We start from the raw sequence: 8,687 nt of genomic DNA on the forward strand, positions 1-8,687 counted from the left end.
GCAGCAGCCGCCTGATCGGCGCAGAGCGACAGCCTACCTCTGACTGCCGCCAATCTTTGCAACAGAGCCGTTTCGCCGCACTGTCTTGCTCGCTCAAGGCGACTTCGATGCCTTTCTTCGTGCCGACACCAATGATCGCGCGGGCCTGTTGGAGAAAGTCACCGGCACCGGTCTCTACCGAGCGGTATCATCGCGCATCTATGAACGGACCGAGGCCGTCCGTCAGGCGCATGGGGCGCTGGTCCAGCGACGCAAGGGCCATCAGATATTGACGGATGAGGACCGTGCGGCACTGGAAGCCGAACGGCGTGTCATAACCGAAGCCAATCAGGCAGCAGGTGCAGAGGCCAAGACCCTCAAGGAGGCCTTGGCACGCCATACCCGATTTGCCGAAACGTCCCGGCAAGTCGGGCTCGCCGAGGCCGCGCTCGAACAGGCTATGACGAGTCAGGCCGATGCCAGTATTGATCGCGCACAACTTGCCCGTATTGACCAGGCGACCCCACTCCGTGCTCAATGGCAAACCCTGCGAGATGCCAGGGAACGGGTAAAAAATGCTGCCAGCTCCGCAGCGGCGACCACCGAATTTTCTAACGACACTGCCGCGAAAGCCAATGCGCTTCAGGAAGTGACCCGGCAGGCGGAGGACGAACACACTGCGCGCGAGAATGAGTTCAAGATATTTGGCCCGCTCTGGGATCAGGCCGCCGCGCTCGACAGTCGTATCACTTCCGCCACGACTGAGGTGGAAACCTCCCGTTCGCAAGCTGAGGCATTGGAACAAGAAGCCGAGCAGGCCCGAATTGCGCTTCAGGCCTTGCAACAAGAAGATTCAAAAGCCCGCGAAACTCTGCAGGCGACCGAAGCGGAACTCGCCGAACGTTCCTATGATTGTGCATTGGCCGATAACTGGTTGCAAATCCGCCAGCATATTGTGGCGCATGACGAAGCACGGTCCGCCCTGACACGGGCAAGGAGCGATAGCGACACCCACCAGGCTGAGATCGAGCGATTAACCGTCGCGCTGGCCGAACTCGCCACTCGGACCGAGAACGACACAGCAGATGAAGTCAGGCTGACCAACGAAGCCGCCAACCTGGCAGGCCGCCTCAGCACGCTTGAGACTACTCATCCGCCGGAAAGAGGAAGTGAACTTCAGACGCTTGTCACTGCCCTTGCAGATATGCGCCGCGCCGAGCAGGAGCACGGTTCTGCTCGATCAGATTTTGCGGCGGCAGAAAAAACCGCCGAAGCTGCAAAAGAGGCCCTAGTCACTGCCAAAGCCCAAGCAGGCGCTGCTGCCGAGGCCATGACAACTGCGAACGCGCAGGTCACGGCCCTAATCGCTCCTACCGAACGCGCTGACATAGCGGCGTCGGATGCCGCGCGAGAACTGCGCTTGCGGCTGGAGCCGGGAGAACCATGCCCGGTTTGCGGATCCCCCGAACATCCAACGCATGCTGATAGCACACTGGCCGATCTGGCCGCAGGGCTCCGCGCCGACCTGGCTGCGGCACGCGCAGCCGTCGAGAATGCTCGCAATGAACAGGCCGCGGCACTGCGCGCTCAGGATCGTGCACAGGGAGAGTTGGAACACGCCGGAAAGAATGCGCAGACAGCCGAAGCGATGATAGCCACCACATGGGCTCATTGGCAGGAAGCATACAACCGGGCCTTGGCCGTACCAAATTGCCCCGCTCTGCCCAACGAACCCGGCGAAGATCGCGCATATCTCGCCACTTTGCTGGATACGACAGAAACCGCTCGGCAAGCCGAAGCTGCAGCTCAAGTGGAACTTTCCAGACTGCGGAACTCACTGGCCAGCACGACCAGCCAGCGCGAAGGTTTGCGCAAGATCATTGCCGGTCATACCTCCGCGCGCGAAACTTGGAACGGCGAGCTTGCCAATGCCACCAGCCTTCAAATGCTGGACCTGCGTGCAGCCGAAACCGCTGAAGCGGAGAGTCTTCGTCATGCAACGGCGATTTCTCCGATTCTGGAGCAGGTAGGAGAAAACCTGACCATTCCCGGTCTGTCGGCTCGGTTGGAAAGCCGGGTCGCGGAAGTCACCCAGCTACGCAAGGTTCGTGATAGCAACTCTGCCGCACTTGTCGCGTTGGCGCCCCGGATTGCAAAGGCGGAAAGCCGGTCTGAAAACGCAGCAAAACAGTTTGGCGGAGCGAATGAAGCTGTCACGGCTCGATTGAATACGCTGCAGACCCTCCAGGACGAACGTGCACCTCTTTTAGGCGGCGAAGTTACTGCCACGCATCGTACCCGTCACAACGAAGCACGCAAAGGTGCTGCTGCCGCACTGGATGTGGCCCGCAATGCTCTGGCGGAAGCTACGACTGCCTGGGCCGCTGCTCGCGCCAAGGCCGAGGCCGCTGCTACTGAAATGACGGGCGCAAATCAGGCGCAGGAAATCGCACAGTCGGCGCTTGCCGAGGCATTGGCCAGCACGGATCTGGCCCCGGCTGATCTGGACACTCTTTTTGGTCTCCCGGCAACGGACGTCGCCAACTTGCGTCAACGGCTTCGTGCACTCGACGATTCCGTCACTTCGGCTCGCGCTACTTTGGACTCTCGGCGCAAAGATCACGCCGACGCTGAAGCTGCTGGCGTGCCCGAAGATCCACCCGAGGCTCTGACAGAGGCACTTTCGGTGCTGGATGCCGCCAACCAGACGCGCGCTGAAAGGATCGGGGCAATCGACGGGGAACTCCAACGCGATATTGCAGCGCGGACCGCGCTTGCCGGGCTGGAGGTGGAAATTGCCCAAGCTCGCTCCGAACTGGATATCTGGGAGGCTGTAAACCACGCAGCGGGTTCTCGCAGTGGGGACAAATTCGCCAGGGCCGCACAATCCATCACGCTGGACGTGTTGGTCGATCACGCCAACCACCATCTGTCGGACCTCAATCCGCGTTACCGTCTGCGCCGCGCGGCTGATCTCGCACTGCAGGTCGAAGATTGCGACATGGGCGGCGAGGCCCGTGCCACGCGTAGCCTTTCAGGCGGCGAGCGCTTCCTGGTGTCGCTCGCCCTTGCGCTCGCCCTTTCGCGAATGGGCGGCAAAGGTGGTCTCGCGGCGACATTATTCATCGACGAGGGGTTCGGATCACTCGACGCAGGCAGCCTGGACCTAGCTATTGATGCACTGGAAAGCCTGCAATCCCAGGGCCGTCAGGTCGGTGTCATTAGCCATGTCGAGGCCATGAAGGAGCGCATCCCCACCCGAATCGCCGTGCACAAACAGGGGGGCGGGAAAAGCGCCATCGAGGTCTGCCAGGGTTGAGGTGAGCAGCGGCCCGGCGCCTCCGACCGAACAGGCCGTTAAACCCTATTTCCTCCCGGAAAAACCTGTCATCGAGCGAGCCAAGCTCATCAACCGTCGACATGCCGGATTATCGTTTTGGGCAGACCAGACCATGCTGAACGGCAGGATCTCACCCGCAAGTTCCCGATAGGTGACCCCCGGAAACTGCGCGACGGTCGTCGATTCGCTCGTCAGAGTGAGGCCTCGACCGAGAGCGACAAGCGATAGAATATTGTCGCGGCCGACCTGCTGCGATTGAATGTCGAGACCGCGTCCGAGGCCGGCAAGATGGGCCACCAAATAGTCATGGATCTCCTGTCCCGGCGCAACATCGCTCACGATGAACCGCTCGGATGCCAAATCGGCCCATCCAAGTTCGGGTTTGTTCGCCAACGGGTGATCATCGGGCAGCACCACGAAAACCTTTTCGCACCACATATGCTCGGCCTCACAGTCATCCCAGGCCGCCGTTCCGGTGATGAACGCGACATCCAGGCAAAGTTTCCGGACAGCCGCGATGTGCTCGGGCGGATTGCCGTCAATAAGGTCGACCTGCACGTTCGGGTGGCGCGTGCCGAAGGCACGCAACAGATCGAACAGAAATCCTGACGCAAGGGACGAAAATATCCCGACCTTGATCAGCCCTTGCTCCGCCCGGCCAACCGCCGCCACCTTGGTCACCCCAATGTCGATCTGACGAAGCGCATGGCGGGCGTTGCGCAGGAATTCCCGCCCGGCAACGGTCAACCGCACCCCACCAGCATGACGCATGAAAAGCGACGCCCCGAGTTCATCTTCGAGATCACGGATTCGTCGGCTGATGGAGGATTCCTGCACAGAAAGCGCGGCAGCAGCCTTGCGAAAACTCCCATAATCGACGGCGGCAACAAAATATCGCAACTGGTTCAGCCGGACCGCAGATGTGCCGGGCTTCCCCTCAACGACCTTTGTGAGACTATCATCAGGCGAGGTCTGATTGTTTCCGATCACAGCCATGGTGCATCATCCGAAACAGCGTTCGGTTTCTGACGGGCACCCCGCCATCATCAACGCGAAAATCGATCCGTGTGCGTTCATCGGCTCTCCGCACATCCTCAAACTAAACAACGTTCAGTTACCGAATGCTGCTTCTTGACATCCAAGCCGTCAACGAAAAAAATAAATGTCGTTTAGTTTGTACGACAAGTTGCAACAGGCATCCGAATGGCCCGTCCCCGGAAAGAGCAAGAACTTGATATTGCTCGTCGTGCAATCGACGAAACGATCCGGCTGCTGTCAGAGCGTGGCGACCTCGACGTACCGCTGACTGCGGTCGCGCATGCCATCGGTTGCACAGCACCAGCGCTTTACGGCCATTTCCGCAATAAGAGCGCCTTGCTGCGCGCCGTTCGGGAAGAAGGGTTCAACCGGCTCTACAGAGAAAAGCTGGCCGTCTTCGAACAGATGCGCGGCAATCCATTCGGCTATTTGCGTGATGGCAGCTATGCCTATGTCCACTTTGCACTGGAAAGCCCCACGCTGTACCGGCTGATGTTCACACCGCCGCCGCGACTCGGAGTCAGCGATGACCCATGGTCGGGCGAAGCTGGAGGACAGATACTCAATCTATTGCTGACGGGACTTCGCTGCTCTCAGGACCAAGGTTTTTTGCCCGGCATGGATCTGAGCCGCTACAGCTTCATGTTCTGGTCAACGGTACATGGCGCGGTGAGCCTTACCCTTCAGAACAGGGAAATGGACCAGACCGCCAAATGGGATGCGACACGAAAGGCCGTCGATACGTTGATGGAAATCATCACCGCGACGCGCCATGACTCGCTCGGCACCTCATGAGCGAGACCTTCGGGCGCTGGCAAAGCCCCGATCTGTCGCAATGAACCGTTCCAGCATCGGCACAATCAGCCTGACAGGATCGGCAGCGGGCTGGCCGGTTTCGCGAGCCAGCACTTCTGCATAGGCGGCAAGATCGCGGTGCAGCGGCCCCGGCAGTTCCACCGTCACCTTCACGGGCTTGTCTTCGATGAGGGGGCCGAGTTTCAGCTTCGTCATGGTCAGCTCCTGTAAGGTTCAAGTACGAGATCGCGGGTAACGATGACCCTTACCGGGTAGCCCGGCCGGATGGTGAGAGTCGGCGCGACCTGCAACTGGCGCTGGACGATCTGTTGTCCGGCCTGATTGATGGTGTCCTGCGCCCCATCTCGGATGGCGCGGATCAGCCGATCCTCGTCGTCGGTCGCCAGTTCCGTACCGATACCGAGCAACGTGGACAGCCCCGCAGCCTTCATCAGATCCCACCAGTGGTAATCAACGCCATCTTCCAGCCCGGCATAGCCGGAAGCGTCCGCGCCGGGCTGGCGCTCCAACACGATCGAGCGGCCATTGGGCAGAATCAGGCGGTTCCAGACCAGCAGCACGCGGCGCTGACCGAATTGCACGCCCGCATCATACTGGCCGATGATGCGGGTTCCTTGCGGGATCAGCAGCAGACTGCCGGTCGGACTGTCATATACATTCTCCGTCACCTGCGCGGTGATCTGCCCCGGCAGATCAGAGCGGATGCCGGTAATCATCGCGGCCGGAATCACGGCCCCGGCCTGCAGGATATAGGGCGAGACTGGAGCCATGATCCGGTCCATGGCAACGGTCTGCCGATCCACCGGCCCATTCAGGAAAGCTGTGTGCCGGTCCTGCGTTTCAGGTTGGGCACCAAAGTCCGGCCCCACAAGCCCCGGCATCGTCGAGCCAGCTGTCGTCGCCACTCTTGGCCCGGACTGGAAGAACACTGTACTGAGACGCGCAGCTTCTTCTTCGGCAAGCCGGCGCTCTTCGGCAGGATCCCGGGCAGGCGTCGCCATGGCGGGCGGCGTGACGGGCTGACCCCGGTTCTGGGCATCCAGAATCGGGCCACCGAGATCGCCCGGCAATGCCGGTCCCAGGACCGGCCCGGTATAATCCTTCGGCAGACCCGCCAGTCCATCTGCCGTGGCGCGGTTCTCGGTCGAATAGAGTTCCTCGTCATTTCCGCTCATGTCGCGGGTCTGGAGCGCATAGATCAATGCGCCGCCAATGCCGAGGAGCGCGACAGCTCCAACGCCGGCCAGCATCTTGCGCGACAGGCGGGTGACGCGCGGCGGCTCGGCACGCAGACGCATCGGCGTTGGGTTGGTGGTAGCCTCTTCACTCATGACGGTTGCTCCCCGGTTTTAGCGGGCTGGGCAGCTTGCCTTTGCTCGATGCGAACGATCCTGACCGTCTGCTGCTGCTTGCCGCTACCAAGACGCAGCTCAGCCGCGCCGAACAGGCGATCCACAATCAGGATGTTCTGGTGAATGCGGGAGTTGACGACCTGGGTCTCGCCGTCGGAACCGATGACGAAGATCGGCGGCATCTCTCCCTGCACGATGCCGCGCGGGAAAACGACATAGACACGGCGGCCATCGTCGAAGACGGAAATCGGCCGCCATGGCGGCGTATCTCCGGTCAGGCCGTAACGATAGTTGCGTGCCGCCTCGACCGGGATGATGGGTGCTGCGGGAACCGTCTGGCGCTGACCGGCAGGCAGCGCCGGATAAGACCAAGATACGGACGGCATATAGAGCGCCTCGCGGGCGCGCAGCTCGATCATATAGGTGCGCCGATCGGTCGTCACCACGAGATTGGTTGAGATGTCGGATCGGGATGGTTTGACGAGAATATGGACCCGGCGCGACGTACCGCTCCCGCTCTCGGTATCGCCAATGATCCAGCGGGCGGTGTCTCCTGCCGCGATCGGTCCCGCGCCGGTCAGGCTTTCGCCCGGCTCCAGCGCAATATTGGTGATCTGGCCCGGTGCGGCATAGACCTGATAGAGCGCGCCTTCCGACCAGGGATATATCTGGATGGCGTTATAGTAACCCTCGCGGCGCGGCTCGACGCGGGCGGCGGCATTGGCGTTCTCAACCCGGCCTGCCGGTGTTCCGGCAGCGGTTCCGCCGCGTGCGACCGCCCAGGCCGGCGGCGTGTGAAGCGGCCGAGGCCGGTCATCGGTGACAGCGGTCGGCACGACGGGCAACGCTGGCACATCGGCATCATAGCTGAACTGCGGCGTCTTGTTGGTGGCGCAGCCTGCCAGCATGGTGACCGAAAGCAACAAAGCTGCAAAGGCGGGTTTACGAAAAACCGGCAAGGCGGAATTGCGGGAAGACGCGATGGTCATTGGCTCATCTCCCGCGACCATGAAATTGCATTGACGTAGATGCCGAGCGGATTGGCGCGCAGACGCTCGGCATCGCGCGGCGTCTGGATCACGATGGTCAGGATCGCGGTCCAGCGCTCGGTCGTGGAAAGCTGCCCGTTCTCATAGTGACGCTCGGTCCAGGCGACGCGGAAGCTGTCGTTCGAGGCGCGTATGACGCTGGAAACCTCGACTGCGATCTGCTGGCGGCCGACACGGGTGAACGGATCATTGGCGCGGGCATAGTCGTTGAGCGCGGCCGCTCCCCTATCAGTGGCGAACTCATAGGCGCGCAGCCAGTTCTGGCGCACGATGATGGCATCCGCCGGGATCGAGCGCGTCTGCTCGATGAAACGGCCAAGATGGAAGGCGATCTGCGGATCGGTCGGACGGTAATCGGCGGTGGCTGCGGCGACGGTCTGGGCTTGGCCGAGATTATCGACCTGCACCACCCAGGGCACGACGGTCCCTCGCGCCGATTGCAGAACGAGCGCGGCAGCGAAGCCCGCCGAGAGGATCAGCGAGCCGAAGGCCATAGTGCGCCAGTTCTTGGCCTGCACGCGAGCCGAGCCGATGCGCTCGTCCCAGACTTGTGCGGCTTTCTGGTAAGGCGTCTCGGGTTCGGGCGATTTGCCGTAATGGGTCGCTGGACGTCTGAAGATGTTCATGAGCGGTCACTTTCGGAAATGTTGACGGAAGAGCCGCCGCCGTGGCTGTCACCGGAGCGGACGGCATGGGCGGCCATGGTCGTGCCGTGATTGAGCGCCTGGCGGCGGTGCATCTGCTGCGCCCATGCAGGCGGTCCGCCCGCCGGTGCGGAGGCGGGTGCGGCACCGGCCACGCTCGCACCGCCAATGGTTCCCTGCGAGGACGATCCACCGGTGACGCCGAGCCCGCCGCGCGCGCCATCGGAGAAGCTGGATTTGACGCTTTCCGCTGCTTTCGAGACCGCTCGTTTCAGGGGCGATGCGGCGGCGGAGCCTGCCGCGCGGGCAACGCCGCCGAGGCCGGAGGCAACACCGGCAGCCCCTGACTGGCCGAGCGATCCGACACTATAGGCGGCGCTCGCCGCCCCTGCCGCAGCAGGGCTCTGTTGCAAAGATTGGCGGCAGTCAGAGGTAGGCTGTCGCTCTGCGCCGATCAGGCGGCTGCTGC

The 8,687-nt window shown here is 62.0% G+C and carries 7 protein-coding genes and 1 pseudogene; 2 read left to right on the forward strand and 6 right to left on the reverse strand.

Features of this window, described 5'->3' with window-relative positions; genetic code table 11:
• Positions 1–85: 85 nt before the first annotated feature.
• Positions 86–3,298: an SbcC/MukB-like Walker B domain-containing protein gene (locus ACFPLB_RS16580; protein WP_378231732.1), complete on the forward strand. Its 3,213-nt coding sequence runs from the start codon at positions 86–88 to the stop codon at positions 3,296–3,298.
• A gap of 45 nt (positions 3,299–3,343) precedes the next feature.
• On the opposite strand, the gene ACFPLB_RS16585 is transcribed toward ACFPLB_RS16580, so the two are convergent.
• A complete protein-coding gene (locus ACFPLB_RS16585) occupies positions 3,344–4,315 on the reverse strand; it encodes a LysR family transcriptional regulator (protein ID WP_378231734.1) in 972 nt (323 codons plus the stop codon).
• Between the two features lie 207 nt (positions 4,316–4,522).
• Between ACFPLB_RS16585 and ACFPLB_RS16590 the strand changes: the two genes are divergently transcribed.
• Positions 4,523–5,152 carry a TetR/AcrR family transcriptional regulator gene (locus ACFPLB_RS16590; protein ID WP_378231736.1) on the forward strand — a complete coding sequence of 210 codons (630 nt, stop codon included), beginning with the start codon at positions 4,523–4,525 and terminating at the stop codon, positions 5,150–5,152.
• Here the strand turns inward: ACFPLB_RS16590 and ACFPLB_RS16595 are convergent.
• The 5 genes and pseudogenes from ACFPLB_RS16595 to ACFPLB_RS16615 form a co-directional block, all read right to left on the reverse strand.
• Positions 5,147–5,368, reverse strand: a complete 222-nt coding sequence (locus ACFPLB_RS16595; protein WP_038148826.1) for a DUF2274 domain-containing protein — start codon at positions 5,366–5,368, stop codon at positions 5,147–5,149. The genes ACFPLB_RS16590 and ACFPLB_RS16595 overlap by 6 nt on opposite strands.
• Before the next feature lie 2 nt (positions 5,369–5,370).
• Positions 5,371–6,471 (reverse strand): TraB/TrbI/VirB10 family type IV secretion system protein, encoded by a 1,101-nt coding sequence (locus tag ACFPLB_RS16600; RefSeq protein WP_465251482.1) that lies wholly within the window; start codon positions 6,469–6,471, stop codon positions 5,371–5,373.
• A gap of 29 nt (positions 6,472–6,500) precedes the next feature.
• Positions 6,501–7,514 carry a P-type conjugative transfer protein TrbG gene (trbG, locus tag ACFPLB_RS16605; protein WP_024706908.1) on the reverse strand — a complete coding sequence of 338 codons (1,014 nt, stop codon included), beginning with the start codon at positions 7,512–7,514 and terminating at the stop codon, positions 6,501–6,503.
• Positions 7,511–8,200 (reverse strand): conjugal transfer protein TrbF, encoded by a 690-nt coding sequence (trbF, locus tag ACFPLB_RS16610; RefSeq protein WP_378231740.1) that lies wholly within the window; start codon positions 8,198–8,200, stop codon positions 7,511–7,513. The genes trbG and trbF overlap by 4 nt, the downstream gene beginning before the upstream one ends.
• Positions 8,197–8,687, reverse strand: a pseudogene (locus tag ACFPLB_RS16615) (hypothetical protein); the annotation flags it as partial. The pseudogene ACFPLB_RS16615 and the gene trbF, both read right to left, overlap by 4 nt.

The sequence above is a fragment of the Aquamicrobium segne genome (assembly GCF_042656785.1).
GTDB classification, from domain to species: domain Bacteria; phylum Pseudomonadota; class Alphaproteobacteria; order Rhizobiales; family Rhizobiaceae; genus Mesorhizobium; species Mesorhizobium segne.

Coding starts and splice junctions, on each gene's coding strand:
- ACFPLB_RS16585 (WP_378231734.1), bottom strand. CDS start 4,315: ATGGCTGTGATCGGAAACAATCAGACCTCGCCTGATGATAGTCTCACA.
- ACFPLB_RS16590 (WP_378231736.1), top strand. CDS start 4,523: ATGGCCCGTCCCCGGAAAGAGCAAGAACTTGATATTGCTCGTCGTGCA.
- ACFPLB_RS16595 (WP_038148826.1), bottom strand. CDS start 5,368: ATGACGAAGCTGAAACTCGGCCCCCTCATCGAAGACAAGCCCGTGAAG.
- trbF (WP_378231740.1), bottom strand. CDS start 8,200: ATGAACATCTTCAGACGTCCAGCGACCCATTACGGCAAATCGCCCGAA.
- ACFPLB_RS16600 (WP_465251482.1), bottom strand. CDS start 6,471: ATGCGTCTGCGTGCCGAGCCGCCGCGCGTCACCCGCCTGTCGCGCAAG.
- trbG (WP_024706908.1), bottom strand. CDS start 7,514: ATGACCATCGCGTCTTCCCGCAATTCCGCCTTGCCGGTTTTTCGTAAA.